The sequence below is a fragment of the Streptomyces yerevanensis genome, assembly GCF_000716805.1.
Lineage (GTDB): Bacteria > Actinomycetota > Actinomycetes > Streptomycetales > Streptomycetaceae > Streptomyces > Streptomyces flaveus.
On sequence record NZ_JNWJ01000012.1, the window covers coordinates 144,960 to 170,749 of the forward strand.

Genomic DNA, 25,790 nt, shown 5'->3' on the forward strand with positions numbered 1-25,790 from the left:
GGGGTGTTCTTTTGCGTTGGCGGCTGCGGGTGCGTTGTGGCTGGTCGCGCCCGCACGGCGGAGCCGCATATTGATACGGTCCCGCGCCCCTTAAGGGACGCTTGGCTCGAGCGAGTTCATTGGCCGGCCAAGCCCGTGTGGGCCACCCCCGCCACTATCTGCCGCTGGAAGAAGACGAACACGATGATCAGCGGAAGTCCGGCCATCAACCCGCCCGCCATCAGCTGCGCCCACTGAATGCCGTACGAGTTCATGACCGTCGCGATGCCGTTCGGCATCGTCATCAGGTCGGGGTTGTTGGTCACCATGTACGGCCAGAGGAAGTTGTTCCATGAGGCGATGAAGGTGAAGATCCCCACCGCCGCCAGGGACGGCCTCGCGAGCGGGACGACGATCGTGAAGAAGACCCGCCAGCGTCCGGCGCCGTCGATGAACGCGGCCTCCTCCAGTTCGCGTGGGATGCCCTGGAAGAACTTGTAGAGGATGTAGACCATGGCCGCGGGTGCGCATTGCGGCAGGATCATGCCCCAGTACGTGTCGACCATCCCCATCTGCTGGACGGTGGTGAAGAGCGGGACGCCGAGGACGGCCGGGGAGATCATCAGTCCTGCCATGACGATGCCGAGCAGGACGTTCTTGCCGCGGAACTCGGTGCGGGCGAAGCCGTAGCCGGCGAGGGCGCTCACGGTCAGCACCACCGTCGTCACGCACACCGAGACGACCAGGGAGTTGATGAACCAGTTGGTGATGTTGCCGGTCTCGAAGATCGCCGACCAGGCCTGGGCCGTCCACTCCTTCGGCAGCCAGTGCGGCGGCACCTCGACGGCTTCGGTCTCCGACTTGAGCGAGGTGAACAGTGCCCATGCGAGCGGGGCGAGGAACACCATGGAGACGGCCGCGCCGAGGAGGGTGAGCACGATCTGGCTGGGCGTCCAGGGCCTGCGGGGCTTGACGCGTATCTGTGCGGCGGTGCTCATCGGCCGCCCTCCTCACGGTTGCGCAGCAGCCACATCCGCGCGAGGGCGACGGCCGCGATGATCACGAAGAAGATGATGGAGATGGCGGAGGCGTAGCCCACGCGGTAGCTGGTGAAGCCCTCTTCGAGAGTGAACTGGACGAAGGTGCGGGTCGATTCCTCCGGCCCGGGCGAGAAGTCCATCATCACGACTGCCTGGTCGAAGACCTGGAGCGAGGCGAGGATCTGCAGGGCGATCACGAGCCCGGTGATGTTGCGCAGCATCGGCATGGTGATGTGGATCATGCGGTGCCAGGCGTTCGCGCCGTCCAGCTTCGCGGCCTCGTAGAGGTGGGCGGGGATGCCCTGGAGCGCGGCGAGGTAGAGCAGGAAGCTGAAGCCGACCGTCCACCACAGGGTCGTGATGACGATGGCGAACATGGCGTACGACTTGTCCGTCAGCCAGGGGGTCTCGATGCCGAAGACGTGGTTGATCATGCCCGTGCCGGGGTTGAACAGCCACTGCCACAGGTTGCCCGCGACGGTGGAGGGCAGCAGGAACGGGGCGAAGAAGCACAGCCGCCACAGCCACTTGGCGTGCTCGATGTGGTGGGCGAGCATCGCGAGGAGGAAGGCGAGGACGGTGATGCAGGGAACGACCAGCAGCGTGAAGTACGCGCTGTGGCTGAGGGCGTCCCACATCTGTGGGTCCTGGAGGGCCTCGCGGTAGTTGTCGAGGCCGACGAAGTTGGCGCTGTCGCCCGCGATGTTGGCGTCCGTGAAGCTGAGGTAGACGCCGCGCACCAGCGGCCAGACCACGAAGAGCACGAACAGGGCGAGGAACGGGGCGACGAACCAGCCGCCGTGCTGGAAGCCCTGCTTGCGGCGGACGGTGGCGCTCAGCGCGGCGGTCTTCGCGCGAGGCGGTGCGAGGACGGTCTCTGTGCCTGCGGTCGTCATGCGACGGCACCTCCCTGCGCGGCGGTCTGGCCGTCCATGGGGTTCTTCATGCCGAGCAACTGGGTGAGCGCGCCCTTCATCCGGCGGGCGACGGCCTCCGGCTTGGCGGAGCCCATCGTCGAGGAGACGACGATGGGGCCGATGCGCTGGGCGAGGATGCCGGTGGAGCCCGCGAACCACACCTTCGGCTCGGTGGCCTGGTGGTCCATGGCCGACACGTACTCGCTCTGCGGGTTCAGCTCCTTGTACGCGGCCGTGGACAGGGTGGGCGTGTACGCGGGGATGTGGCCACCGGCCGCCCACTGCTGGGCGTGCTGGACGACGTAGGCGGCGAGCTGGTGGGCGGCCTCGTTCGTGGCGCCGCCGCGGTCGGCCTGGTGGGGCAGGACGAAGGCGTGCGACTCCGCGTGGGTGGCCTGCTTGCCGAAGACGGGCGGCAGCGGGGTCGCGCCGTAGTCGAGCTTCGCTCCGGAGAAAACCGGCACCGACCAGTTGCCCTCCCAGGCGAAGGGCGCGCCGTTCATGAACTGTTCGGCGCCGACCGAGCCCATGCCGGGGTTGGCGTACCCGTCGGTGATGTGCCGGCGCAGGAACTCCAGGACCTGGACGGCCTTGTCGGTGTCGAAGGTGACCTCGGTGTTGGCCTGGTTGAACCAGGTGCCGCCGAGTTGGGTGTAGAAGGCGACGAAGAACCACCACTGGAAGTTCTGGTCGTTGATCCAGAAACCGATGGTCTGCAGGCCCTTCTTGGTGGCCTTCTTGGCCTCCTTGAGCACGTCGAACCACTCGCCGGTCGACGTCACGGGCACGATCCGGCCGTCGTCGCCGAGCAGCCCCGCCTTCTTCAAGACGTCCTTGCGGTAGAAGCAGAGCTGTACGTGGATGTCCAGCGGAAGGGCGTAGAGCTTGCCGTCGATGACAGCGCGCTTCCACAGGTCGGGGTTGAAGTCCGCTTCCCGTACGCCGTACTTGGCGAGCAGGTCGACGTCCCAGGGGTCCAGGAGACGGCCGGGCGAGAAGCCGGTGATCCGGCCCAGGTGCATGACGCCGAGGTCGGGTGCGCGGTTGCCTGCGGCGGCCATGGCGAGCTTGCTGTAGAAGGGGTTGCCCCACTGGAAGGTGGAGTCCTTCACGTCGATGCCGGGGTTTTCCTTACGGAAGGCGTCCAGCATCGCGATCATGTTGGCGCCGTCGCCGCCACTGAAGAGGTTCCAGTAGCGCACCCGGGCGTCCGCGCCGGAGGCGAGCGCATCGGCGCCGGTCCCGAGCGCCGCGAAACCGAAGCTGCCCGCGACCGCCAATCCGCCGATTCCGCCCAGCAGTTGCCTGCGATTCAGGTCAGGTCGTCCCATGCCCCGCCTTATTGTCCGAGGTGTCTACCGGCTATTCGAAGTTCGAGATTTCGAATGACGCCCGCAGCTTCGAACGGGACCGTAGAATCGAAGCGCTTGCGCGTCAAGGGTCCACGCAGAAAGCGCTTTCCCGATCCAGCCGCTGGACAGGGAAAGCGCTTCGTGAAGTTTGCGGCTACCCGGCGAACGCCGGCTGCGCCAGCCCCTTCCCCGCGCCCGGCACCACCAGCACCGAGCCGGACATCGGATGCGGCTCCTCCAGACCCGCACGGGCCGTGGTGATGTAAAGGTCCGTCAGGTCGGAGCCGCCGAAGGCACAGGCCGTGGGGCGGCGGACGGGGAGCGGGAGTACGCGGTCCAGCTCGCCGGAGGGGGTGTAGCGGCGGACGGCGGCGCCGTCCCACAGAGCGACCCAGACGCAGCCGTCGGCGTCGACGGTGAGGCCGTCGGGGAAGCCGGCGCCGTCCTCGATGGCCGCCAACTGCCGCCTGTTGACCGGTCGTTGGTCGTCTCCCATGTCGAAGACGTCGATACGGCGCGTAGGCGAGTCGATGTAGTACATGAGGCGTCCGTCGGGGCTCCAGCCCGTGCCGTTGCTGACGGCCACGTCGTCGAGGACGACCTCCACCGTGCCGTCGGCGGTGAAACGGGCGAGGTTGCCGCCGCCCGGTGCCTCGTCGTAGCGCATCGTGCCCGCCCACAGCGAACCGTCGGGTGCGACCGCCGCGTCGTTGGCGCGACGCCCGGGGACGACCTCCCGGTGCAGCCAGCGGAAGCCGTCGGGACCAGCCGGGTCGTACAGGGCCACGCCGTCCCGGAGGTTGAGCACCAGACCGCCGCCCGTACGCGGCTTCGCGGCGCCCACGTGCTGCTCGGTCACGAGGACCGTACGGCGGCCGGAGCCGGGCTCGTACGTATGGACCCTGGAGCCGAGGATGTCGATCCAGATCAGCCGCTGGGCGTCGGCGTCCCAGGTCGGGCCCTCGCCCAGGGTGGCGTATTCGCGCACGGCCACTTCCACCGTCATGCCACGCTCCGGTGCCCGAGTCGCTCCGACAGTTCCGCGGCACCCTTGGCGGCGAGCTGCTCCAGCTCGCCGCGGCGGTCGTCGCTCCAGCGGATCATCGGTACGGAGATGGAGAGCGCGGCGACGACCTGGCCCGTGCGGTCGCGTACGGGGGCGGCGACGCAGCTGACGTCGGGGTTCGACTCGCGGCGCTCCACGGCGACGCCCCGGCGGCGGATCTCGACGAGGGCCTCGCGCAGGGCGGCCGGGTCGGTGATGCTGTTCGGTGTCATCGCGGGGAGCTTGCCGTCCTCGGGGACCCGTGAGGCCAGCTCGGAGTCGGGGAGCGAGGCGAGCAGCATCTTGCCCACGGAGGTGCAGTGCGCGGGGAGGCGGCGGCCTGCGGCGGACACCATGCGCACGGCGTGCGTGGAGTCGACCTTGGCGATGTAGATGACGTCCGTGCCCTCCAGGATCGCGACGTGCACGGTCTCGTCGCAGGTCTCCGCGACGGAGCGGGCGACCTGCTGGCCCTCGGCGGCGAGGTCGAGCTGCTCGGCGTACCGGCTGCCGAGCTGATACGGGCGCACGCCGAGGCGGTAGCGTCCCGGCTGGCCCGGCACCTGCACGATGTACGAGCGGGCGGCGAGCGTGGTCACCAGCTCGTGCACGGTGGTGCGGGGCAGCTGGAGCTTGCGCACTATGTCGGGGGCGGAGAGTGTTCCGTCCCCGTCGAGAAAGAGCTCGAGAATGTCGAGAGCCCGGGTCACTGCCGGCACGAGACGTCCCACGACCGGCCCCCTCCCTGATGTTCGATATTTCAACAGATGATCGGCATAACGAACACAGGCTACGCATAGTGGCTTTCGCCAGGCAACACGCAGGTAACCACGACGGCCTGAGCAGGGAAAACAGAGCCGGGGGGCGCCCCGTCAGGGGCGCGGGGCTGTGTCGATTTGCGGCTCCGCCGCGTGGGCGCGACCAGCCACGACGGACCCGCGGCTCACAACCGGCCTGCATAAAACCGGCCCACCAGCGGAGCGTCAGCGCCGAGCCCGCGGATCCCCCAGCTCCCCGCGGAGGCGTTGCGCCCGCAACACCAGCTCCAGCTCGAAGCGCCGATCCGGGTTGTCGACCTCGTCGCCCCAGAGTTCGCGAATCTGCCGAAGGCGATACCGCACGGTCTGCGGGTGCACCCCCAGCCGCGCGGCCACCTCAGGAGCCCCGCCCCGCGTCTCCAGCCACGCCAGCAGCGTCTCCGCGAGTCGCCGCCCGTGGGTGGGCCCGCAATGGGTGAGCGGCGCCAGGCACCGCCGCGCCAGGTCGTCGATCAGTTCCTCCGGCTGGAGGAGGACCAGTGCCTCCGTGTGCTCCGTGCAGTAGAGGACGTCTCCGGAGGGGAGCAACCCCCGCTCCATCAGCCGCACCGCCGCCTCAGCCCAGCGCAGCGACTTCGCCGCGTCGGCCAGCGGTACGGGCGGGCCGATCGCGCCCGCCCAGCCGGTCATCGCGCGCCGCAGCAGCTCGGGGCGCCCGGCGGCCACCGGGTCGGGCACGACCATCCGGGGCTGCTCGTACTCCATGTCCAGCAGTACGCCCTGCCCGACGGCGGGGGCCACGGCCTCCCGGGCGGGCCGCAGCAGTACGCCCACCGCGACCTTGGCGGGAATCGGCCAGCCGATGCGCGCGGCCCGTTCGGCGAACGCCTCGGTCGGGTCGCCCCGGTGATGCTCGGTGAGCAGCAGTTCCATCAGCCCGCGCTGGAGGCGCAGCCGTTCGCCGGCCTGCCGGGCCGCGGCCTCGGCATAGCCGCGTACGGACTGGTCGACGAGCCCGTCCAGGTACTCGTAACCGGCGTCGACCAGCTCGTACATCGCGGGCGGCGGGATATCCACGCGCTGCCCGATCTCGGCGAAACGGCGCCAGGCCAGGCGTACTCCCATCCGGTAGATCGCCTGGAGCGAGTCGAGGCTGCGGCCGTTGAGGCCCTCGCCGCGGCCGAACTCCTGGAAGACCTCGGGGTGGACGCGCGGGCGGCCCTCGGAGCTCTCCAGATGCTGGATGAAGACCTCGATGGCCCGGCGGATGCCGATCAGCGCCATGGGCTCGCCGGAGTCGTCGAGCACGACGGGCAGATGGGGGTACTCGCGGCGGATCTCCCGCAGGATCTCCTCGGCGAGGTCCGGCGCCTCGGCCAAGGCGATGGCCGCGAACTCCCGGACCTGGAGGCGCGGTACGTCACGCCAGGCCGAGCGCGTGCTGATGGTTCCGGTGGTTACGGGGCGGAGCGCCATGGTCAGCGTTCCCGGCCGGCCGTCTCATACGTGATGAGGGGGGTGTTGGGCTGTTCCGGAGTCGCGTTCAGCAGCGCGACTATGCCGACGGCGGCACCAACGGCGAGTACGGCGGCGGCGGTTACCGTCAGCAGGGCGGCAAGCAGTCTGGGCATCGAAAGGTCAGCCCTCTCAGTCGAAAGGTGGTCCCACCGGGTTGAATGGTGGTCCCACCCCGGATCAACCGCATCAGAAATCCGTGCGGCTGCCTGCCCATTCATACGCCCCAGCCGGTCCCTTCCGGCAGGGGACAGTCTCGACAATGCATTGACACTTAGTCAAGGGTGCGCCTACGGTTCCCGGCCCATACCGCTTGTGCACCCTCCCATCACTGTGCCCGCACATCCCTGTGCCGTGCCACCACAAGCCTCTGGAGTGCCCGGATGCGCCGCACCGCCTCACCGTTTTCGCTGATCATCCTGGGTCTGGGCGTGTTTCTGCTCGTCCTGGCCCCCCTGCTCGCCTGGTATGTCGAACCGCGTGCTAAGCAGAACCCGATCGACATCGACAGCAAGACCGTACTCACCGGCACGGGAAGCTACTTCGACACGGACGAAGTCGAAACCGTTCACAACAAAAAGATCACGATCACCCGGCAGGTCCGCGGCGATGTCGCCGACAGCGAGAAGAGCGGCCGGGCGGTCTGGGATGTTTCGACCACCCTCGACACCGAGAAGTCGCTGCCGGCGGCCGACCCGCATGACGCGCTGCTCTGGACGGTGGAGCGCTGGGTGACCAACCGGAAGACGAACGCTCCGGTGCACTGCTGCAAGGAGGAGCCGTACATCGAGGGCGAGGCGTATCTGAAGTTCCCCTTCGGCGTGCAGGAGCGCGATTACCGCTGGTGGGACAGCACCCTGGGCTCGACGATCACCATGGAGTACCGGGGCAAGAAGAAGATCCAGGGGTACGAGGGCGTGCGGTTCACCGCGAAGGTGGCGCCCACCAAGAACGGCACCCGGATGGTGCCGGGCACCATCGTGGACCAGCCCGAGCGCAGCCAGGTGCTCGCCGAGGAGTGGTACGCCAACCACGGTCTCGAGCTGGTCGTCGACCAGGCCACGGGCCGGATCATGTACGCGGCGACCGGGATCCGTCAGACGCTGCGGGCGCCCGGCTCCGACGAGGACGCCGCGGTGCTGCTGGACGTCAAGCGCATCGCCTTCACCACGGACACGCAGAAGGAACAGGTGAAACTCGCCAAGGCTGACAGTCGTCGACTGAGCCTGGTGGGACAGACGTTGCCCATCGGGGCAGGTTTGGCGGGCGGACTGCTCGCCATCGTGGGGGTCATTTTGGTGGTGCGCGGGCGTCCAAATCCTGAAACGTCCGAGTCGTCCCAGCAGCCGCTCACAATGTGATGAGACGTCAGCTCGATAAAGGCCGGAATTTGTCACCTGGGTGAGTAGCAGCATCGAACCGGTGGGCGAAAACTATCCACCCCCACCCAAACACAGCCTGCCCACACCATCGCCACAGCCGGTCCCACAACCACCACACATCCGCACCGCGTGAGCTTGCCGAAAACGCCGCACCTGCCGTACCCCCCACGCTGGTTCCGCACCCCGAGACGAGTTGGAGCACCAATGCCCCAGCACGTGCCTTCGTCGTTGCGCGCTGCTTTCCCCCGCACCGCGCAGCGACCCCCGGCGCATCCCCCGCAACCGCGCCGCATCGTCTTCCTCGCCCGCCGTGACTTCGGCAACGCGGCGGCGGGCGGCTCCGAACTCCTCGTCGACAAGCTCGCCGAGGGCCTGACCCAGCTCGGCCACCAGGTCACCCTGCTGTGCGGGGGGCCGGCCGCGCACCGCGACTACCGAGTCGTGTCGGCCGGGGGCGACCTCGGCCACTACCTGAAGGTCCGCTCGGCTTTCCAGCGCCAGGTCGGCGACTGCGATCTGCTGGTCGAGGTCTGCAACGGGATGCCGTACCTGGCGCCGTTGTGGCATCGCGGACCGACCCTGTGCCTGGTCAACCACGTACACACCGACCTGTGGAAGATGCGGTTCGGCGGTCCGCTTGCGCCCGCCGCCCGCCTCGGCCGAAGACTTGAGCACTGGGCGCTCGCGGGCGCCCAGCGCAACAATCTGCTGGTCGCCGTCTCCCCGTCGACGGCCCACGCGCTGCGCGACATCGGCGTCGAGCGTGAGCGCATACGGGTCGTCCACAACGGCGTCGAGGAGCCGGGCCCACGGTCCGAACGCTCCCCGGAGCCGCTGTTCCTGGCGATGGGTCGGCTCGTCGAGTACAAGCGCATCGATCTGCTGCTGCGGCTGTGGGAGCGGGTCCGCCCGATCACCGGCGGCCGTCTGGTGATCGTCGGCGACGGGCCCGAACGCCAGCGCCTGGAGCAACTCGCGGGCCCCGGCGTGGAGTTCAAGGGCCATGTCTCCGAAGCCGAGAAGCACCGGCTGCTCTGCGCCTCCTGGCTGCTGCTGCACCCCTCGGCCGTCGAGGGCTGGGGTCTGGTGGTGACCGAGGCCGCTGCCCGTGAGACTCCGGCCATCTCCTTCGACGTACCAGGTCTGCGGGACTCCATCGTGGACGGCGAGACCGGGCTCCTCGCCCGCGGCGAGTCGTCGTTCGCGGCGGCCTGGTGCACCCTCGCCCTGTCCGCCGAACGCCGCACCCTGATGGGCAAGGCTGCCCGTGAACGTGCCGCCCAGTACCGCTGGCACCAGACCGTGCGGCAGTTCCGCGCGGTGGCGGCGGAGGCGGTGAGGAGCTACCAGCCATGAGCACTTCCACGGGTTCCGGCAGAGGCACGGGCAAGGGCAGACGTACGGGGACGGGTCTGAAGGATCCTTCACTGCGCCGTTCCGTCGCCCTCTTCCGCGCCTTCCTCCACGAACAAGAAGACCCGGAGGCCTGCTACTCGCTGCTCGCCCGTGACGCCGTCGACCAAGTCGAGGCGTACGACGGTCCGGTCAATGGCCGGACCGTCGTGGACGTGGGCGGCGGGGGCGGCTATTTCACCGAGGAGTTCCAGCGGCGCGGCGCGCACGCCTACCTCTTCGAGCCGGACGTACAGGAACTCGGCGAGAAGCCGCCCCAGGGCGCGGTCGTCGCGGACGGCTATCTGCTGCCGCTGGCGGACGGTGTCGCCGACGTCTGCTTCTCCTCCAACGTCCTCGAGCATGTGGCCGACCCGCAGACCTTCATCAGTGAGATGGTCCGCGTCACCAAGCCCGGCGGACTCATCTACGTGTCGTTCACCAACTGGCTGTCCCCCTGGGGCGGCCACGAGTGGGCGCCCTGGCACTACTTCGGTGCCGAGCGGGCCCGCGCCCGCTACCAGCGGCGTACCGGTAAGGACGCCAAGCACACACTCGGCGAGAACCTCTTCGCCGTACATATCGGAACCACCCTCAGGCAGGTGCGCGAAAGAGACGACGTCACGGTCGTCTCCGCGCGCTCCCGCTACTGGCCGTTCCTCGCGGAAACCGTCGCGAAGGCGCCGGGGCTGCGCGAGTTCGCCACCTGGAATCTCCTCCTCATACTCCGGCGGTATCCATGACCAGCACGGTCCAGTCGGCTCCTCCCCCGGCGCCGACACGTCCCCTCCCTCCTGTGCCCGACCCCCCCGAGGGGCCGAGGTCACGACGGTGGCTTCTGGGGTTCTGGGCCGTGGTGTTCGTGCTGTTCCTGGCCGTGGACCCGGGCCGGCAGACCTTCGAGACCAAGCTCGGAGTCACGGTCGACCCCTGGCAGTTCATGGCCGATCTCGGTCAGCTCTGGCACGACCGCGGCGGCTTCGGCGGAATCGCCGACCAGTACATCGGTTACTCCTTCCCGATGCTGCCGTACTACGCGCTGACCGACCTGCTGGGCATACCGGTGTGGCTGGCCGAGCGCCTGTGGCTGTCGCTCATCGTGAGCGTCGCCTTCTGGGGTGCGCTGCGGCTGGCCGAACGGCTCGGCATCGGCAACCGCCCCTCCCGCCTCCTCGGCGCGGTGGTGTACGCGCTGTGGCCGGTGTTCACCATCGTCGTCGGCTCGACCTCGGCGGCGGCGCTGCCGGGCGCGATGCTGCCGTGGGTGCTGCTGCCGCTGACGAACGAGCGCTACAGCGCGCGGATCGCCGCCCTGCGCTCGGCGCTGCTCATCCCCTTCATGGGCGGTGTCAACGCGGCGACAACTCTGGCCGCCCTGCTGCCCGTCGGCCTGTATCTCCTCTCCCGCCCCCGCGGCCCGAGGCAGCGCAAGCTGATCGCCTGGTGGGTGCCTGGGGTGCTCCTGGCGACCGCCTGGTGGGTCATTCCGCTGCTGCTGCTCGGCATCTACGGCGAGAACTTCCTTCCGTACATCGAGAGTTCGCAGACCACCACGGCCACCATGTCGGCCACGGAGATGCTGCGCGGCGCCGGTAACTGGGTCGCCTATCTGAACTTCGGCGAGGCCTGGCTGCCCGCCGGCTGGACCGTCGCCTCCTCGGTCGTCGTCATCGTCTGCTCGGCCCTCGCGGCCGGCCTCGGTCTCGCCGGGCTCGCCCGCCGCGACCTGCCCGAACGGCGCTGGCTGGTGCTGGTCGTGCTGTCGGTCGCGCTCATCACCCTTGCCGGGTACGGCGGTTCGTTCGGCGCGCCCTTCCACGAGACCTTCCAGGGCTGGCTGGACGGCGGCCTCGCTCCGTTCCGCAACATCTACAAGTTCCAGGTGGGCCTGGCCCTCGCGCTGGTCTTCGGGCTGATGCACCTGGTCGGCATCGCTTCCGAGACTCGGGGCGCGCGTCCCGTACGCGGCCGGCGGTTCGCCCCGCTGATCGCGGCGGTGCTCGTGCTGCCCGGTCTCGCGCTCCCCTACCTCAACGGGTCGATCCTGCAGCCGGGTTCGTTCCAGGAGCTGCCCAAGTACTGGCAGGCCACGGCCGACTGGCTGGAGAAGAACTCGCCCGACTCCCGCGCCCTCGTCGTCCCCGCCACCGCGCACGGCATCTACACCTGGGGCTCCTCCATCGACCAGCCCCTCGACGTGCTCGCCGAGTCCCGCTGGGCGCAGCGCGACTATGTGCCGTTCGGCACCGCGGGCAACCGGCGCGCCATGGACGCGGTCGAGCAGGCACTGCTGACCGGCAGCGAAGTCCCGGGCCTGGGCGACTACTTGAGCCGGGCCGGGCTCCACTACGTCGTCGTACGCAACGATCTCGACCCGGACCAGATGGGCTACGTACCGACCTCGACCGTCAAGCGCACCCTGGAGGAGTCGGGCTACCGCCGGGTGACCGGCCTCGGCCCGGTGATGACGGGCGGGACGATCCCGGAGAACAGCCCGATACAGATCGAGGGTCTGTATCCGCGCCAGCGCGCCGTCGAGATCTACGAGCCTGCCGAGGACGTGCAGCGGCCCGGGCAGGCCGGACTGAAGGCGGTCGCCGACACGGCCGTCGTCTCCGGCGGCCCCGAGGCGCTGCTGCCGATGTCCGCCGATCCGGCGTTCCGCGACCGGCCCGCCGTGCTCACCGGTGACAACCACCCCGGGCTCGGCACTCCCCCGCTCCAGGTGACGGGTGACGGGCTGCGGCGCGCCGACACCCGCTTCGGTCTTGTCAACGCCAACACCTCGTACACGTACACCCGCGACGAACGCAATCACTCCGGCAGCTCCCAGGACGCCGGTGAGAAGCCGCACCAGATCCTGCCGACGGAGGGCATCCAGCACCAGACGGTGGCCGAGCTGCGCGGCGCCCGTTCGGTGACCGCCTCGTCGAGCGGCAACTGGATGTTCTATCTGCCGCAGTACGACCCCGTGAACGCCTTCGACGGCAACCCGAACACCGCGTGGGCCGAGGGCGCCGCGGGTTCGGCGGACGGTGAGTGGCTGCGGATCGGCTTCACGGAGAAGACCGACATCCCCTCCTCGATCCGGGTCACGCCGCTGCCGCAGGACAGTGTGCGCTCTGCGCCGACGCGGGTGCGGGTGGAGACCGAGAACGGCTCCGCGACGAGCTACCTCCAGGCCAACGGCATGCGGCAGCGGATCAAGGCGCCCGAGGGCGAGACGGACTGGCTGCGGATCACCATCGTCGACTCGGTGGCCCGGCATGCCGGTCTCACCGGTGCCGGTTTCTCCGAGATCAGCATCCCCGACGTCCAGGTGACCCGCATGCTGCGGCTCCCCAAGGACGCCGAGCGCACCGACGCCGCCGCCGAGGTCGTCTCGCTGCACCGGGCCTCCGACCCGGGCGGCGTCTCCCCGACGGGCACGGAGGCGGGCCTGCACCGCCGCTGGAACTCCGAGGCGGCGGGCTCGTACGAGGTGAAGGCGAGCGCGGTCCCGATCTCGAGCACCGAACTCGACGAACTGCTCTACCGGGTGGCGCCCGAGCAGCAGAACCAGCTCACCGCGACCGCCGAATCCACGGCCGGCCTCGGTGTCGGTCTGTCGCCCCGCAATCTCACCGACGGCGATCTGACCACCGCCTGGATCGCCGGGGACAACCCCACGATCCATCTGCGCTGGCAGGGCAAGCAGGCCATCGACGAGATCGTGCTGCCGCCCGCGGGCGGTCTGTCCACCCGGCCCACCAAGGTGGACATCAGCTCGCCGGACGGCGCGGCGATCGCCAATGCCGACGAGAACGGCATCGTCCGCTTCCCGGCGATCACCACCGACCGGCTGGACATCACGATCACCGACACCGCGGAGCTGACCGTCCACAACCCGGTCGTCGACGACGACCTGCAGCTGCCGGTCGGCCTCACCGAGGCGTACATCCCGGCGCTCGACCAGTACCGCACCCCGCAGCCCGACGTCGACCGCACCTTCGACCTGCCGTGCGGCCAGGGCCCGACCCTCGCCATCGACGACGAGCTGTACGAGACCAGCGCCTCAGGGACCGTCGAGGACCTGATGAAGCGGCGGCCCATCGAGGTGACGCTCTGCCAGCAGGGCCGCGCGGACACCTCGCTCTCCCTCGACTCGGGCGCGCACCGCGTCGAGGCGGGCGACGCCGGACCGCTGGCGGTCACGGACGTCACGCTGACCCGCGGCACGGTCCCGGCGCCCTCCACGACCGAGCGTGAGCTGGAGGTACGGGACTGGCTTGGCGACCTCCGCGAGGTGAGCGTCGGTTCGGGTGCGGCCTCGTACCTGACGACGTACGAGAACTTCAACGACGGCTGGAAGGCCACGCTGAACGGCGACGAGCTGGACCCGGTCCGGCTCGACGGCTGGCAGCAGGGCTGGCGGATCCCGGCGGGCGAGGGCGGCACCATCAAGATGTCGTACGAGCCCTCCACGACGTACGAGGCCGGGCTGATCGGCGGCGGCGTCGGGGTGCTCGCGCTCGTGGGTCTCGTCCTGTACCGGCGCAACTCGCCCAACACCGACGAGCGTTCGCCGCTGCCGCCCGCCCCCGGAATGATCCTGGGCACCGTGGCGCTCACGCTGGTGGCCGCCGTGATCGCCGGGTTCTTCGCACTGCTGGTGCCGGTGCTCGCGTTCATCGCGTGGAAGCGGCACACGCTGCTGGTGCCGATCGCGTTCGTCGCACTCGCGGGGGCCGGGATCGCCGCCGCCACGGGCGCGGGGACGCCGACCTCGGCGGACGAGGGGTCGTTCGGGGCCGCGGCCCAACTGCTGGCGCTGATCGGGCTGTTCGCCGGTCTGGTGTCGGTACGGGGTGCCGAGCTGGAGCCTCAGGGGGCCCAGGGGGCTGCGCCTGCGGGTTCGCAGTCCGGAGGCCCCGGTGGCTTCGGTGTTCTGCCGCCCGTGCCGCCGCCCGGGCCCACGCCGGAGGCGCCGCTGCCGCATCGGCAGCGCGGGGAGACGTACGGGCCGACCGGAACAGCGTCTGAGGGGGCGCCCGAGGCCGGGTCCCCGTCGGGTGCGGCTCCGGAGCCGGGTGCGGGTGCGCCGGGAGTGCTGCCGCCGTCCCGGACGACGGAGGAGGAGTCCTCCGAGACGCCGCCGAAGTACGAGGCCGGGCCCACCGTCTCCGCGCGGGGCCCCGAGTCGGACCGGCGGATACCCGATCCACCGACCGTCCGCTTCCCGCTCCGTAAGCCGAAGTCCAAGGCGGCACGGTCCGAGGAGACGACACCGACGGCACCACGGGACAAGGAAGAGACGGGAGAAGGCGAAGCCACATGACCGCCCTGGACCACCCGGCGCGCGACGGCACGGACGGACCCGTCCGGCCGCCCGCCCGGATCCCGTTCCCCGTCGTGGACGAGGTCGCCCGGCACTGCCTCCAGGAGGAGGAGCCGGAGACCGTCCACATCGAGGTCCATCTGCCGGGCCACCTGGACGCGGCCCGGCTGAAGGCGGCGTTCACCGAGGCCCTGCACCGCCACCCGCGCATCCTGATGCGCGAGGCGGCGGGGCCCTGGTACCGCCGCCGCTACGAGTGGGAACTCACCCGCGACCCGGACGTGGCGGAGGTGGTGACGTTCCCGGCGCCGGACCGCGACGCCCTGAAGCACGCCCGGGACAGGGCGCTCGCCTCCGCCCCGCCGCTCTCGGCGTCCCCGCCGATCAGGCTGGAGGTCGTCCGTGATCCGGAGGACGACGGCACCGTTCTCTTCCTCACCATCAACCACACCGCCCTGGACGGACCCGCCTGTCTGAGGGTCCTGGCCACCGCGGCCGAGGTCTACGGAGGCCGCGACAACTCCCCCGCCGCGCCCCCGGTCCGTACAACAGGCGACGCCCCCAAGGAGGTTGAGGCCCCATCCAGCTGGGCCCCGCCCGCCCGGGTCGCGCACGGCACCCCGGAGCCCTCTCCCGGCAACGGCATGCTCGTGTCCGAGCTGAGAGTGCCGCGCCGGCCCAAGGGCGCCCCGTACACCGTGAACGACCAGCTCATGGTGGCCACCGCGCTGATGCTCACCCACTGGAACCGGGAACACGGCGCCCGCCCCCGGCCCATGCGCATCACGATGCCGGTGGACGACCGGCCGCGCGGCACGGACATGCCCATCGGCAACGGCACCCGGCTCGTCGAAGTCCCGTTCGCACCCGAGGAGCTGGACGCCTCCGACCTGCCCCGCCTGTTGCGCCGTACGGCCGACCGCACCCGCGCCCTCAAGGCCCAGCCCCGGCCCCAACTCGGCCACGGAGCCGCCCTGTTGACCGCCCCCTGGGCCCCCGTGCCCTGGCGGGCCGCACTCACCAGAGGCCTGCGCAAAGCAGCCGCGCCCTGGACGTCGACGACCCTGCTGAGCAACATCGGCCGCGTCCCGTACCCCTTAGACTTCGGCGAGGGAGCGGGCCGCGCGAACGCGGTGTGGTTCTCCGCCCCCGCCCGCATGCCCCGTGGCCTGACCGTCACGACGGCCGCCACGGCGGGCCGGCTGCACCTGGCGTTGCGCTGGTCCCGCACCCTCCTCAGCCACGGCGACGGCTGCCACCTCCGCGATCTGTTCGAGCACTACCTGCACGCGACGGAGCACGCGGAGGAGTCCCCGCAGGAGAAGCCCGCAAGGGAAAAACCGACCAGCGAGCAGCCGACGAGCGAACAGCCCGCAAGGGGGAACGGCCCATGACCACCGCCCCGCCCCAGCACGAACGACCGCACGGCCTGAGGGACTTCTACGAGGACCCGGACGTCACCGTCGCCTCCGGCACCCCCCGAAGCCTCCGCCAGGCCCGGATGCTCGCCGCCGCCCTCGGCCCGGCCACGTCCGGCGTACAGACCGTCATCGACATCGGCTGCGGCGACGGCACCGCCGCGGCGACCGCCGCCCCGCTCCTCGCGGGCCACCGCATCATCGGCGTCGACTGGTCCCAGGACGCCCTGAAACGCGCGCACGCCCACATCCCGTACGCGGTACGCGGCGAACTCACCGACGGCGGGCTGCCGTTCCAGTCCGCCAGCGCCGACGCCGTCCTGTTCAGCGAGGTCATCGAACACCTCGTGGACCCGGATGCGGCCCTCGACGAGATCCACCGGATCCTGCGCCCCGGAGGTCATCTCATGCTCTCCACCCCGAACCTGGCCGCCTGGTACAACCGGGCCCTGCTCCTCGCCGGCGTCCAGCCCGTCTTCTCCGAGGTGAGCCTGCGCGCCATCCACGGCCGCCCGGGCCAGGAGGTCGTGGGCCATCTGCGGCTCTACACCGCCCGCGCGCTACGGGAGTTCGTGGCCGCCTCGGGCTTCGAGGTCGTACAGCTGCGGGGCGCGCCCTTCCACGGTGTACCGCGCCCGATGCGTCCACTGGACCGGCTGGCGTGCCGGGCACCATCCATGTCCTCGATTCTGCTCCTGCACGCACGGAGGACGTAGCCCATGTGGTGGGGGGTAGCCGCGGCGCTGCTGGCGAACGTTCTGTACAGCACCGGTTTCGTCCTGGAGAAACGGGCGCTGACGGCCATGCCCTCGGTGAGCGTCCGCGAACCGGCGCGCCTGCTGCGCCTCGTCCTCGGCAGCCCGCTGTGGATCGGCGGCTCCATCGCCCTGGCCAGCGGCTTCGGCGCCCAGCTCATCGTCTACCGCACCCTGCCGATCGCCGCCGCCCAGGGCATCTTCGTCTCCGGCCTGGTCATCCTCGTCCTGCTCTCCTCGAAACTGCTCGGCGAGGAGACCTCCGGCCGCGAGCGGTACGCACTCGGCGCCATCCTCGCCGCGCTGCTGATGGTCGTACTGTCGCTGAACGAACGCTCCGACACCGTCAGCCGCAGCGCCCCCGTCTCGACGATCCTGCTGGTCTGCCTGCCGACGCTCGCGATGGGCGTCTGGCTGTACGGCTCCGCCGAGCACCGCGCGCGGCGCCGGCACCGTATGCCGACCACGGGGGTCGAATACGGCGTGGCGGTGGGCCTGTTGTACGGGGTGAGCTCGCTGGCCATCAAGGGCGTGTCGAGCTACCTGACGACAGACGGCCTCGGCGGAGCGGTGCTCGACCTGCTGGTCTCCCCGTATCCCTACATCCTGATGTTCACCGGCGCGTTCGGCCTGATCATGTCGCAGGCGGCGCTGCAACGCAGCCGGGCCTCGCTGATCGTGCCGGTCTGTACGACGGTGACCTGCCTGTTCACGGCGGGACTCGGCACGCTCGCGTTCGGCGAGGCGCTTCCCGAGGACCCGGTACGGCTCGCGCTGCGCCTCGGCGGTACGGCGCTGGCGGTCTCCGTACTCCTCGCGATGCCCAAGCACGACCCGCCGGCGAAGCCGGAGCCCCGACCGTCGGATCCGGAACCGCCGTCGGAGCCGGAGCCGGAGCCGCCGCCGGTGTCGGCATGGTTTTCGGAGTCCGGGTGGCCGACGGAGCCCGAGTCCCACTCGGAAACCGAACCGCCTCCGGACCATGAGAACCATGAGCCGACGTCGGAATCCGAGCGGCCGTCGCAGTCCGAACAGCCCCCGGAATCCGACTCCCCGTCGCAGTCCGAACAGCCCCCGGAATCCGACTCCCTGTCGGAGCCTGACCAGACCCTGGAGCCCGAGTCCCCATCGGAGCCCGACCAGACCCCGGAATCCGACTCCCCGTCGGAGCCTGACCAGACCCCGGAGCCCGAGTCCCCATCGGAGCCCGAGCGGCCCTCTGAGTCCGAACCGGCATCCAAGCCCGAACACCCAGCCCCCACCCGAGAGTTGACCCCACCATGAAACCTGACGACCCGCTGCTGAAGATCCTGGCGTGCCCGCTGGACAAGGGGCCCCTGCACCTCCTCGCACAGGAACCGGAGGAGCCGGAAGGGCCGGGCGACGCCCTCTACAACCCACGTCTGCAACGCCGTTACCCGATCGTCGACGGCATACCCCAGCTCCTCCCGTCCTCCGGCGAGCAGGTGACCGAGGACGAACACGAGGAGCTCTTGAAACGGATCACCCCATGACCCTGGCCGCCCGCCTAGCCCCCTTCATCCCGCTCCGCGTCGTCGCCGCGGCGGCCCGGTTCGTCTACCCGCGCTTCGAGCCCGAGCTGGCCCGGCTCCCCGAGCTGTGCCCGCCTGACTGCGGCACGGCCGTGGACGTCGGCGGCTGGTACGGCCCCTGGACGCGCCGTCTGTCGGACCGGGCCCGCCGCGTGGTGACCGTAGAGCCGGTTCCGCACCTGGCCCGCTTACTGACCGACGCCACTCCCGGCAACGTACGGGTGGTCCGCGCCGCCGCCAGCGACCGCCCGGGCACCGCCCGGCTGTGGCTGCCGCCCGGCGACCAGGGCGACCGCGGCGTCTCCTCACTCATCCGCCGGGACATCCACGCCCGCGCCCTGGACGTCCCCTGCGTCACCCTGGACAGCCTGGACCTCCACGACGTCGGCTTCGTCAAGATCGACGTCGACGGCAACGAACTCGCGGTCCTGCACGGTGCCACCGCCCTGCTGACCCGCGACCGGCCGGCCCTGTTCATCGAGTTGGAGGCCCGCATCCAGCCGATCGCCCCGGTCGTCTCCCATCTCGCCCAGCACGGTTACGAGGGCTGGGTCCTGCCCGGCGACACCTGGCTCCCGCTGTCCTCCTTCGACCTGGAAGCCCACCAGGAGCGCGCCTCGCACGTCGTCTCCCAGGGCCTGGTCCGCCGGGTGCTGCCGTTCCGCGGCCACCGGTACATCCGGTACGTGAACTCCGTCCTGTTCCTGCCGGACGGCCGCCGCCCGGGCGAACACCCCGTACGCGACGAGCGTCCCGTACACGACGATGGAACGCGTGTCCGCGAGGATGGGACACATGCCCGCCGCGAAACGACCCACCAGCCCCTTCACCCGGCTCGACTTCCAGCTCGTCCTGCTGCGCCGCATGGCCGACCACAATCCGGACCTGGTGGAGGACGCCCGTCGTGAGCTGGGCGTCTCGATCGCAGAGATGCGCGAGGCCAACCGCCGCTGGCAGGCGATGATCCGCGGCCCCCGCTCACGCTCGGCCGCCTCGCGCTACCACTCCGTCCTCGGCCAGCCGGAGACGGTCACTGCCCGGAAGATCGGCGACCTGGAGTGCGAGGCCCGGCTCTGGCCCGTACCCCTGTGGCCGGACCTCCGCTTCGAGGTGCTCCTCGCCCCGAACGGAGCGATCTGGAACGAGTGGCTGGTACGGGCGCCGGGCGCGGCCGGTCCTTCCTTGCGCACGCTCGACGACCTGACGCCCTGGTCCTGCACGGTGGACGAGGCGGCCCGCGCCTTCGCTCCCGTCCAGCCGCTGGAGGGGACGGCGCCGACGCGGTGGGGGCTGAAGTTCACGGTGCCGGACTCCTCAGGCGTACGACGGGACTGCGTGGCGGAGTTCACGTGGGGGCTGTTGCAGCGGGTGGCCGTCAGCGGGCAGGCCGCTGCTGAGCAGCCTTGACGATCGCCTCCGCGACGACCGGCACCGAGTCCGTGTGCAGCGAGAGGAAGAGGTTCGGCTCGATCAGCTCCAGCTCCATGACGCGGGGCTCGCCGTCGTCTCCGTCCACGAGGTCGACGCGGGCGTAGAGCAACTCGGGGTCGCCGGGTATGGCCGCCAACGCCCGTTCAGCGACGGCGAGTTCGGCGGGGGTCGGCTCCCAGGGCCGGAGGTTCGGATGCGGGACCTTGTCCTCGTCGTACGCGGTCCCTGGTTCGAGGACGGCGCCCTTGCGTATGGCATGGAGGAGTCGCCCGCCGAAGAACTGCAGTGCCCGTTCGCCCGCCGTATCGATGCTCCGTACGTACGGCTGCACGATCGCGGTCAGCCCCTCCGCGTGCATCCGCGCAAGATGGCGTACGGCCGTTGCCCGCTCCCCCGGCGCGTAACGGGCCGCGTACCGGGCCCCTGCCCCCGAGGTGGGCTTGATGACGTACTCCTGCTCCTCGGGCAGGTCGACCGGGCCACCGGGCGCGAGATAACGCGTGTCGACGACGGGCACGCCGGCCGCCGCGAGTTCCCCGAGATACCGCTTGTCGGCATTCCACCGCACGACGTCGACCGGATTGGCGAGCGTCGTGACCTTCCCGCACCACTCGGCCCAGGCCACGAACTCCTCGGCCCGCCAGGTGTAGTCCCAGGTCGACCGGATGACGACGAGGTCGAAGCGGCCCCACTCGACCTCCGGGTCGTCCCAGCGCACGACGACCGCCTCGGCCGCCCCGGCCTCCTCCACCGCGCCCGCGAGCACCGGCAGATCGACGTCCCTGCCGCTCTCCACGACCTCCCGACAGGTCACGAGCGCTATGCGGGTACTGCGTGCCACGGCGGACTCCTCGTTCGTACGTCGATTCCGGTGCGCCGGTCCTTCCCGGCGATCCGGCCCGCAGGCTAGCAAGCGGCAAGGAACCGCAACTCATGGATTGACCTTCACCTTTGGGGAGGCCCAGCATCGGTGCACGACGAGGAACGACCGATTCGCCCTGAGCCCGGGGCCGAGCTGCTGTCACGACCGGATCGGCACCCACAGCTCGATCTGGTCGTGCCGCCGGTAGAACTCGACCAGGGGCCGGGTGTCATCGACCGGCAGCATCGCCTCGAGTTCGGCCATCCCGTCGCCGATTCGCTCATAGAGCTGGGGAGGGTCGCCGACAAGGCGACCGCGCAGATAGAAGCCTCCTGGCAAGGTGCCGAGCTGCAGGCCCAAGAGGTCGGGGTGGTCGTCCTCCTTGACCGGCGTGCAGACCGTGTAGGTGTTCTGGCGTACGTCGATCTGCGCGTACATCTTGCGTCCGCGCAACCCGACCAGCTTCTCGAACGACGGCCAGAGCTGCTGTATTCGGGGCAACTCGTCGACGGTGGCCTGCTGCATGACGGCGACGTCCGGCCGCTCAATGCGATCGGGCGGGGCGGGAAATACCGAAGGTGTCATGGCACCGAATACAAGCACTCGGCACTGACATCAGGCCCCGAGGCAGTACGAGGTGGACTGGGCTTGCGACCGGGCGCCGGGCATGGCCGCCGACGACACCGTGACGCGTGGTTCGACCATATGGCCGCGGCCGGCTCGCGCGCGTTCCCGGGACGCGGTGCCGTGGACACGGATACGTGCCGACGCTCCCCCGCACAACGGGTGGCGGGCGCTCAGCCGTGAAAGGACGACCCATGCACATACCAGGACCGACAGCGCGCCGTCGAAGTTACGCCGCCGTCGTCGCCGCGCTGATGACCTGCTCGGCCGCTTGGGCCGGGCAGGACCTGGCCGTGGCCGGCGGAGCGCCCACACCGTCGGTGCCGGTCCCGAAGCTGAACTGGAGACCCTGCACAGAGGGCAGCCCGTTCGACTGCGCGACCACGAAGGTACCGCTGGACTACGACGACCCGGGTGGCCGCAGCATCAAGCTGGCAGTCGTCAAACGGAAGGCGACCGGCCCCGGACGGCGCATCGGCACTCTGTTCTTCAACCCCGGCGGACCCGGCGGGCCAGGAACGGTCCAGATGCCACAGAACTACGAGTCCTTCCCGCGCGAGGTGCGGGAGCGGTTCGACATCGTCAGCTGGGACCCCCGCGGCATCGGCAACAGCACCGCGGTGAACTGCTTCGCGAGTCCTGAGGAAGCCGCAGACTGGAATGCGAGCAAAGCGGCGGGCTTCCCGGTGGGAGAGAAGGAGCGGGCGACCTTCACCGCCGCGTACGAGGAACTGGGCCGGCGCTGTGAGCAGCGTGCCCCCGAGCTCCTGCGCCATGTGTCGACCGCCGACAACGCTCGCGACCTCGACCAGCTTCGCAAGGCGGCGGGCGATCAGCAGCTCACCTACTACGGGATCTCCTACGGCACGTACCTGGGCGCCACCTACGCGAACCTCTTCCCCGGCAGGGTCCGCGCCATGGTCTTCGACGCCGACTGGGACCCGCAGGCCTGGACGGACAACGCCTCCGACGAAGCCTCCCGGACCACGTCGTTCCAGCGCTTGGGCTCCGGCCGCAGCGCCGCGGAGACCGTGAACCGGTTCCTCACGTTGTGCGGATCCACGACGGCCGCCCGCTGCGCGTTCTCCGCCGGCAGCCCGAAGGCGACCCAGGACAAGTACGACCGTCTGCTGCAGCGGCTCCGGAAGGAGCCCGTGGGCTCGTGGACCTCCGCCGGCACGGTGGCTGACGTGGTGAGCAGCCTCTACGACGTCCAGCTCGGAGGGACAGAGCTCGCCGGCAGGCTGCAGGACCTGTGGCAGGACCGCGCCCCGGAGCCGTCCCCCCTCCCGCCCCCGCCACCGGTCCCCAACCCGAATCCGTACCTGGGCGAGGAACAGAGCACCGCGGTCTTCTGCGGCGACAGCCCCAACCCGCGGGACCCCGGTGCGTACCACACCCTGGCGGAGGCCGCCGCCGCCCGTGCGGGGGACACCGGACGCTACTGGGTTTGGGCCTCCGCGGGCTGTGCCTCCTGGCCGGCGGTCGCCGAGGACCGCTACCGCGGCCCATGGAACAAGCCGACGGCGAACCCCATCCTGGTGGTCGGGAACACCTACGACCCCTCAACTCCCCTGTCGGCCGCGCAGGCCATGGCGAAGGAGCTGGCCAATGCCCGCCTGCTGACCCACGACGCAGTCGGGCACACGGCACTGTTCAACCCCAGCGGCTGCGTCAACTCTCATGCGAGCCGCTACCTCATCGACGGCGCCCTCCCGCCGACCGGAACAAGGTGCCAACAGGACGCGCCTCCCTTCGCCGCACCCAAGCTGGCCGAGACCGGTGGCAACACCACCATGGCCAATCTCGCGGGTGTCAGCGCGGCCCTCCTCCTCACCGGCGGCGGACTGCTGTTCGCCCTGCGTAGGTACCGCGCCACCCGCTGACTCTCGGCGAAGACGGCGCGGTTGGTTCGACCTCTGAGCGCGCAGTGGGGCACCCCCGGCCACCAAGCCGGGGGTGCCCCACTGCGCGCTCAGGCCTCGATGGCCATGGGTGGGGTGCGCGGAAGCAGTCGGGGTGGTCGGCCTGCGAACTCCCAGGACGTACGGGCGCATCGCGGGCCCACGACCCCTGTCAGGCCGTCGGCGAGTCGTCCTCCTCCGGGTCCCAGTCCAGCAGCCGTACCTTCGCCACCGTGCGGACATGGCGTCGCATCGCCGTGGCCGCCTGGCTCGGGCGGCGGTCGGCGATCGCGTCGAGGATCGCGTGGTGCTGGGCCAGGGAGCGGGTGGGGCGGCCGGGCTGGCGGAGGGATTCGTTGCGGCTCTCGGTGATCTGGTCGGCGATGGAGCGCATGAACTCGGCGAGGATGCTGCTGTGGGCCGCCGCCGTGACCGCGGCGTGGAAGAGCCGGTCGCCCTCCACTCCGTACGCACCCTCCTCGATCTCGCGCTCCATGTGGTCGAGGGCCTGGCGGAGGGCGGCCAGGTCGTCGTCCGTGCGGCGCTCGGCGGCGAGTTCGGCGAGCTTGGTCTCCAGGGCCTCGCGGGCTTCGAGTACGTCGGGCAGGCGCCGACGGCGTTCGACGAGCCGCTCGACGGGTTCGACGTCGAGGCTGTCGCGGACCAGGTACGTACCGCCGCCGTGCCGGGCCTCGACCAGGCCCTGGACCTCCAGGACCACGATGGCCTGCTTCACGGAGGCGCGGCTGACGCCGAGGCGGGTCGCGAGGTCGCGCTCGGGTGGCAGACGGTCACCGGCGCGCAGACCGCCCTCGGCGACGTACTGGCGCAGCCGCTCAAGGACCTGCTCGTAGAGGCGCTGCTTCGTCATGGGGCGCAGGGCTTCGGTCATGGAGTCCCCCTTCGTCGGGAGCGTAACACCGTGGCCCAGTGGCCCATTGGCTGAGCCAATTCTTGCGCGACCCCTTGACGTCCGTCCGGGTCGCGCCCACGCTGTCCAGCGACCGAAGTGGTTCAGCCACTTGGCCAATCCATAGCCCTCTATGCCGCTCCGGGGCCCAAAGACGGGAGCCCGTATGTCCGCCGAACTCATATCGATCCTCGTACTCGTCGTGGTGTTCGTGATCGCCACCACCCGCTCCATCAACATGGGCGCGCTCGCCTTCGCCGCCGCGTTCGGGGTCGGCGAACTCGTCGCGAACCTCAACGCCGACGAGATCTTCGCGGGCTTTCCCGGAGACCTCTTCGTCGTGCTCGTCGGGGTGACGTACCTCTTCGCGATCGCCCGCGCCAACGGCACCACCGACTGGCTCGTACACGCCTCGATCCGGCTCGTACGCGGCCGGGTCGCGCTGATCCCGTGGGTGATGTTCGTGATCACGGGGGCACTGACCGCGATCGGCGCGGTCAGTCCGGCCGCGGTCGCCATCGTGGCGCCGATCGCGCTGAGTTTCGCGGCGCGGTACGGGATCAGTCCGCTGCTGATGGGCGCGATGGTGGTGCACGGGGCGCAGGGCGGCGGGTTCTCGCCGATCAGCATCTACGGGTCGATCGTCAACGGGATCGTGGAACGGGAGGACCTGCCGGGCAACGAGATCACCCTCTTCCTGGCCTCCCTGTTCGCCAACCTGATCATCGCGGGTGTGGTCTTCGTACTCTTCGGCGGCCTGAAGCTGTGGGCGCAGGGGGCGGTTCCACTGGACGGGCCCTCCAAGGACGCGTCCAAGGGCGCCTCTGACAAGGGCGACCTTCCGGAGGGCGGTTCCGGCCCGCAGCCCACCAGTGCCGGCGCGGGAAGCGGCACCGGTACCAACACCGCCGTAGCCACCCGCCCCGACGCACCCACCACGCCCGACACCACACGCCTCACCCCGGCCCGGATCGCCACGCTCACCTCGCTGGTCGCCCTCGTCGTGGCCGTCCTCGCCTTCGACCTGGACGCCGGTCTGACCGCGATCACCCTCGCCGTCGTGCTGAGCACCGCCTGGCCGGAGGACAGCCGCAACGCGGTCGGCCAGATCGCCTGGTCGACGGTCCTGCTGATCTGCGGTGTCCTCACGTACGTCGGTGTCCTGGACGAGATGGGCACCATCACCTGGGCCGGCGAGGGCGTCGGCGGCATCGGCGTCCCGCTGCTGGCCGCGGTCCTGCTCTGCTACATCGGCGCGATCGTCTCGGCGTTCGCCTCGTCCGTCGGGATCATGGGCGCCCTGATCCCCCTCGCCGTGCCCTTCCTCGCGCAGGGCGAGATCGGGGCCATCGGCATGGTGTGCGCGCTGGCCGTGTCGGCGACGGTCGTGGACGTGAGCCCCTTCTCGACGAACGGCGCGCTGGTGCTGGCCGCGGCGCCGGACGTCGACCGCGAGCGTTTCTTCAGGCAGCTGATGGTGTACGGAGGGATCGTGGTGGCGGTGGTGCCCGCGGTGGCATGGCTGGTGATGGTGGTGCCCAACTGGGGATGACCCGGGTGGCCTGAGGGCTCCTCGGGGAGGACCTGAGGATGCCGACGGCGCCATGAGTGACGTACCCGGAGTGACGTACCCGCC

Annotated in this window: 21 protein-coding genes and 1 pseudogene; 12 read left to right on the plus strand and 10 right to left on the minus strand. The window is 70.3% G+C overall.

The window, feature by feature from the left end:
* Positions 1-116: 116 nt before the first annotated feature.
* From OP79_RS15270 to OP79_RS55990, 7 genes are all read right to left on the minus strand, one after another.
* Positions 117-977, minus strand: coding sequence for a carbohydrate ABC transporter permease (locus OP79_RS15270; protein WP_033320726.1), 861 nt, complete (start codon positions 975-977; stop codon positions 117-119).
* A complete protein-coding gene (locus OP79_RS15275) occupies positions 974-1,915 on the minus strand; it encodes a carbohydrate ABC transporter permease (protein ID WP_033320727.1) in 942 nt (313 codons plus the stop codon). Before OP79_RS15275 ends, OP79_RS15270 begins: the two co-directional genes overlap by 4 nt.
* Positions 1,912-3,267, minus strand: a complete 1,356-nt coding sequence (locus tag OP79_RS15280) for an extracellular solute-binding protein (RefSeq protein ID WP_033320728.1) — start codon at positions 3,265-3,267, stop codon at positions 1,912-1,914. Before OP79_RS15280 ends, OP79_RS15275 begins: the two co-directional genes overlap by 4 nt.
* Positions 3,268-3,442: 175 nt before the next feature.
* Positions 3,443-4,294, minus strand: coding sequence for an SMP-30/gluconolactonase/LRE family protein (locus OP79_RS15285; RefSeq protein ID WP_033320729.1), 852 nt, complete (start codon positions 4,292-4,294; stop codon positions 3,443-3,445).
* A complete protein-coding gene (locus OP79_RS15290; protein WP_033320730.1) occupies positions 4,291-5,064 on the minus strand; it encodes an IclR family transcriptional regulator in 774 nt (257 codons plus the stop codon). The genes OP79_RS15285 and OP79_RS15290 overlap by 4 nt, the downstream gene beginning before the upstream one ends.
* 252 nt (positions 5,065-5,316) lie before the next feature.
* Positions 5,317-6,567, minus strand: coding sequence for a PucR-like N-terminal domain-containing protein (locus OP79_RS15295; protein WP_033320731.1), 1,251 nt, complete (start codon positions 6,565-6,567; stop codon positions 5,317-5,319).
* Positions 6,568-6,569: 2 nt separating this feature from the next.
* Positions 6,570-6,722 (minus strand): hypothetical protein, encoded by a 153-nt coding sequence (locus tag OP79_RS55990; RefSeq protein ID WP_169786196.1) that lies wholly within the window; start codon positions 6,720-6,722, stop codon positions 6,570-6,572.
* 267 nt (positions 6,723-6,989) lie between these two features.
* On the opposite strand from OP79_RS55990, the gene pgfA reads away from it, so the two are divergent.
* The 10 genes and pseudogenes from pgfA to OP79_RS15345 all read left to right on the plus strand — a co-directional run bounded on the left by pgfA (position 6,990) and on the right by OP79_RS15345 (position 19,830).
* The gene (pgfA, locus tag OP79_RS15300) at positions 6,990-7,967 is read left to right on the plus strand and encodes a cell envelope lipid trafficking protein PgfA (RefSeq protein WP_033320732.1); all 978 of its coding nucleotides are present in this window, start codon (positions 6,990-6,992) and stop codon (positions 7,965-7,967) included.
* Between the two features lie 225 nt (positions 7,968-8,192).
* Positions 8,193-9,344, plus strand: coding sequence for a glycosyltransferase family 4 protein (locus OP79_RS15305; RefSeq protein ID WP_033320733.1), 1,152 nt, complete (start codon positions 8,193-8,195; stop codon positions 9,342-9,344).
* A complete protein-coding gene (locus OP79_RS15310; protein WP_051744673.1) occupies positions 9,341-10,123 on the plus strand; it encodes a class I SAM-dependent methyltransferase in 783 nt (260 codons plus the stop codon). The genes OP79_RS15305 and OP79_RS15310 overlap by 4 nt, the downstream gene beginning before the upstream one ends.
* Complete coding sequence (locus OP79_RS15315; protein WP_033320734.1) at positions 10,120-14,697, plus strand: alpha-(1->3)-arabinofuranosyltransferase; 4,578 nt, start codon at positions 10,120-10,122, stop codon at positions 14,695-14,697. The genes OP79_RS15310 and OP79_RS15315 overlap by 4 nt, the downstream gene beginning before the upstream one ends.
* Complete coding sequence (locus tag OP79_RS15320; protein ID WP_245685331.1) at positions 14,694-16,091, plus strand: condensation protein; 1,398 nt, start codon at positions 14,694-14,696, stop codon at positions 16,089-16,091. The genes OP79_RS15315 and OP79_RS15320 overlap by 4 nt, the downstream gene beginning before the upstream one ends.
* The gene (locus tag OP79_RS15325; RefSeq protein ID WP_033320735.1) at positions 16,088-16,831 is read left to right on the plus strand and encodes a class I SAM-dependent methyltransferase; all 744 of its coding nucleotides are present in this window, start codon (positions 16,088-16,090) and stop codon (positions 16,829-16,831) included. Before OP79_RS15320 ends, OP79_RS15325 begins: the two co-directional genes overlap by 4 nt.
* A gap of 3 nt (positions 16,832-16,834) precedes the next feature.
* Positions 16,835-17,749, plus strand: a pseudogene (locus OP79_RS15330) (hypothetical protein); the annotation flags it as partial.
* 401 nt (positions 17,750-18,150) lie between these two features.
* The gene (locus OP79_RS15335; RefSeq protein ID WP_033320736.1) at positions 18,151-18,384 is read left to right on the plus strand and encodes a Trm112 family protein; all 234 of its coding nucleotides are present in this window, start codon (positions 18,151-18,153) and stop codon (positions 18,382-18,384) included.
* Complete coding sequence (locus tag OP79_RS15340) at positions 18,381-19,331, plus strand: FkbM family methyltransferase (RefSeq protein ID WP_051744674.1); 951 nt, start codon at positions 18,381-18,383, stop codon at positions 19,329-19,331. The genes OP79_RS15335 and OP79_RS15340 overlap by 4 nt, the downstream gene beginning before the upstream one ends.
* On the plus strand, positions 19,219-19,830 hold the full coding sequence (locus tag OP79_RS15345; RefSeq protein ID WP_051744675.1) for a hypothetical protein: 612 nt from the start codon (positions 19,219-19,221) through the stop codon (positions 19,828-19,830). The genes OP79_RS15340 and OP79_RS15345 overlap by 113 nt, the downstream gene beginning before the upstream one ends.
* Here the strand turns inward: OP79_RS15345 and OP79_RS15350 are convergent.
* Both OP79_RS15350 and OP79_RS15355 read right to left on the minus strand, forming a co-directional pair.
* The gene (locus OP79_RS15350; RefSeq protein ID WP_033320738.1) at positions 19,799-20,695 is read right to left on the minus strand and encodes an ATP-grasp domain-containing protein; all 897 of its coding nucleotides are present in this window, start codon (positions 20,693-20,695) and stop codon (positions 19,799-19,801) included. The two genes, OP79_RS15345 and OP79_RS15350, sit on opposite strands and share 32 nt — an antisense overlap.
* Before the next feature lie 180 nt (positions 20,696-20,875).
* Entirely contained in the window at positions 20,876-21,301 is a 426-nt protein-coding gene (locus OP79_RS15355) for a GyrI-like domain-containing protein (protein ID WP_157857318.1), read from the minus strand.
* 233 nt (positions 21,302-21,534) lie between these two features.
* Here OP79_RS15355 and OP79_RS15360 point away from each other — a divergent pair, with 233 nt between their 5' ends.
* The gene (locus tag OP79_RS15360) at positions 21,535-23,226 is read left to right on the plus strand and encodes an alpha/beta hydrolase (protein ID WP_078491803.1); all 1,692 of its coding nucleotides are present in this window, start codon (positions 21,535-21,537) and stop codon (positions 23,224-23,226) included.
* Between the two features lie 190 nt (positions 23,227-23,416).
* Here the strand turns inward: OP79_RS15360 and OP79_RS15365 are convergent, their stop codons facing one another.
* Positions 23,417-24,136, minus strand: a complete 720-nt coding sequence (locus OP79_RS15365; protein ID WP_033320740.1) for a FadR/GntR family transcriptional regulator — start codon at positions 24,134-24,136, stop codon at positions 23,417-23,419.
* 184 nt (positions 24,137-24,320) lie between these two features.
* On the opposite strand from OP79_RS15365, the gene OP79_RS15370 reads away from it, so the two are divergent.
* The gene (locus OP79_RS15370; protein WP_033320741.1) at positions 24,321-25,706 is read left to right on the plus strand and encodes an SLC13 family permease; all 1,386 of its coding nucleotides are present in this window, start codon (positions 24,321-24,323) and stop codon (positions 25,704-25,706) included.
* The last annotated feature ends 84 nt before the right edge of the window (positions 25,707-25,790 follow it).

What these genes read in the sequence shown, in the direction of transcription:
- OP79_RS15270 (WP_033320726.1), bottom strand. Translation starts at nt 977, where the DNA reads ATGAGCACCGCCGCACAGATACGCGTCAAGCCCCGCAGGCCCTGGACG.
- OP79_RS15275 (WP_033320727.1), bottom strand. Translation starts at nt 1,915, where the DNA reads ATGACGACCGCAGGCACAGAGACCGTCCTCGCACCGCCTCGCGCGAAG.
- OP79_RS15280 (WP_033320728.1), bottom strand. Translation starts at nt 3,267, where the DNA reads ATGGGACGACCTGACCTGAATCGCAGGCAACTGCTGGGCGGAATCGGC.
- OP79_RS15285 (WP_033320729.1), bottom strand. Translation starts at nt 4,294, where the DNA reads ATGACGGTGGAAGTGGCCGTGCGCGAATACGCCACCCTGGGCGAGGGC.
- OP79_RS15295 (WP_033320731.1), bottom strand. Translation starts at nt 6,567, where the DNA reads ATGGCGCTCCGCCCCGTAACCACCGGAACCATCAGCACGCGCTCGGCC.
- OP79_RS55990 (WP_169786196.1), bottom strand. Translation starts at nt 6,722, where the DNA reads ATGCCCAGACTGCTTGCCGCCCTGCTGACGGTAACCGCCGCCGCCGTA.
- pgfA (WP_033320732.1), top strand. Translation starts at nt 6,990, where the DNA reads ATGCGCCGCACCGCCTCACCGTTTTCGCTGATCATCCTGGGTCTGGGC.
- OP79_RS15305 (WP_033320733.1), top strand. Translation starts at nt 8,193, where the DNA reads ATGCCCCAGCACGTGCCTTCGTCGTTGCGCGCTGCTTTCCCCCGCACC.
- OP79_RS15310 (WP_051744673.1), top strand. Translation starts at nt 9,341, where the DNA reads ATGAGCACTTCCACGGGTTCCGGCAGAGGCACGGGCAAGGGCAGACGT.
- OP79_RS15315 (WP_033320734.1), top strand. Translation starts at nt 10,120, where the DNA reads ATGACCAGCACGGTCCAGTCGGCTCCTCCCCCGGCGCCGACACGTCCC.
- OP79_RS15320 (WP_245685331.1), top strand. Translation starts at nt 14,694, where the DNA reads ATGACCGCCCTGGACCACCCGGCGCGCGACGGCACGGACGGACCCGTC.
- OP79_RS15325 (WP_033320735.1), top strand. Translation starts at nt 16,088, where the DNA reads ATGACCACCGCCCCGCCCCAGCACGAACGACCGCACGGCCTGAGGGAC.
- OP79_RS15335 (WP_033320736.1), top strand. Translation starts at nt 18,151, where the DNA reads ATGAAACCTGACGACCCGCTGCTGAAGATCCTGGCGTGCCCGCTGGAC.
- OP79_RS15340 (WP_051744674.1), top strand. Translation starts at nt 18,381, where the DNA reads ATGACCCTGGCCGCCCGCCTAGCCCCCTTCATCCCGCTCCGCGTCGTC.
- OP79_RS15345 (WP_051744675.1), top strand. Translation starts at nt 19,219, where the DNA reads ATGCCCGCCGCGAAACGACCCACCAGCCCCTTCACCCGGCTCGACTTC.
- OP79_RS15355 (WP_157857318.1), bottom strand. Translation starts at nt 21,301, where the DNA reads ATGACACCTTCGGTATTTCCCGCCCCGCCCGATCGCATTGAGCGGCCG.
- OP79_RS15360 (WP_078491803.1), top strand. Translation starts at nt 21,535, where the DNA reads ATGCACATACCAGGACCGACAGCGCGCCGTCGAAGTTACGCCGCCGTC.
- OP79_RS15365 (WP_033320740.1), bottom strand. Translation starts at nt 24,136, where the DNA reads ATGACCGAAGCCCTGCGCCCCATGACGAAGCAGCGCCTCTACGAGCAG.
- OP79_RS15370 (WP_033320741.1), top strand. Translation starts at nt 24,321, where the DNA reads ATGTCCGCCGAACTCATATCGATCCTCGTACTCGTCGTGGTGTTCGTG.